Genomic DNA, 1192 nt, shown 5'->3' on the forward strand with positions numbered 1-1192 from the left:
TACACCATAAATACGTTGGAGCATTTGATTATTACTATCACCACGCCAGTACGCACCTGAAATATTCATTAGCTTAAAGTGCTGTATTTTATTTGTCGATGGTACGTGTGGTCCTCTACATAAATCAACAAACTCTCCCTGCTCGTAAACTGTCACAAGTTCATCCTCTGGAATGATTTCAAGTAGTTCGAGCTTCAAATGATCCTGTGCAAAAATTTGTGCTGCTTCTTCGCGCGTTACTTCCTTTCGTACAACGATATGGTTTTCACTCGCAATTTTCTTCATTTCTCGTTCAATGACCTGTAAATCCTCTGGTACAAGTGTATGATTCATGTCGATATCGTAATAAAAGCCATTTTCAATGACAGGCCCAACCCCAAACTTTGCATCAGGATATAAACGTTTGACCGCCTGTGCAGTTAAGTGAGCTGCCGAATGGCGAAGTACCTCTAAACCCTCTTTTGACGAAGTGTCATACAGCGAAATTTCAGCGTCCACTAGAATTGGTCGAGTCAAATCAGTTGTCGTCGTATTTACACTTCCCACAATTGATTTTTTCGCTAAGCTCGGACTAATCGACTTGGCAATTTCGGTTAGCGTAACACCTTTGGCAAAGCACTTCTCTTCGCCATTTGGAAATTGAATTGTTACTTCTTGATTTGACATACTATCTCTCCTTTTCGTTTTTGGTTAATCAAATATGCAAATGCATATTTGCGTCCAGATTTTTTCGAGTTTACTCGAAAATTCCTCTAAAAATCTGTGACATATACTATTTTGGCAAAGCAAATATTTCATTTGCTTTGCCAAAATAAAAAGCATATACTCATCCCGTAAAGGGACGAATACATGCTTGTATACCCGTGGTTCCACCCAAATTCCTACTGTTAGATGACCAGTAGCTCATTGATACAGATAACGCCTGTACACGTTGCTAGTTTCCTAGCACAGCTCAAAGGGAGTAAATCGAATAGTCCAATCAGGAAACTTTCAGCCGGTGATTTCCCTCTCTTTTGACCTTCTCTTAAACGATTCATATCCTCGTCATTGCTTTTTAAAATTGAAATTACATATAATTTTAACGGACTTTCTAAATATTGTAAACTTATTATTTTAAAAAATCAGAAAATTATGTTAGAAAATTAGATGGCATCTTTTAATGATGATTCATTTTAGTAGCATCTCTTTTAGA

Annotated in this window: 1 protein-coding gene; it reads right to left on the reverse strand. The window is 37.3% G+C overall.

Annotated elements, in window-relative coordinates:
• A partial coding sequence (locus QI30_RS20195) for a TGS domain-containing protein (RefSeq protein ID WP_126992178.1) occupies positions 1-666 on the reverse strand: 666 nt, incomplete at its 3' end.
• Positions 667-1192 lie beyond the last annotated feature (526 nt).

The sequence above is a fragment of the Candidatus Kurthia intestinigallinarum genome, from assembly GCF_003991225.1.
Lineage (GTDB): Bacteria > Bacillota > Bacilli > Bacillales_A > Planococcaceae > Kurthia > Kurthia populi.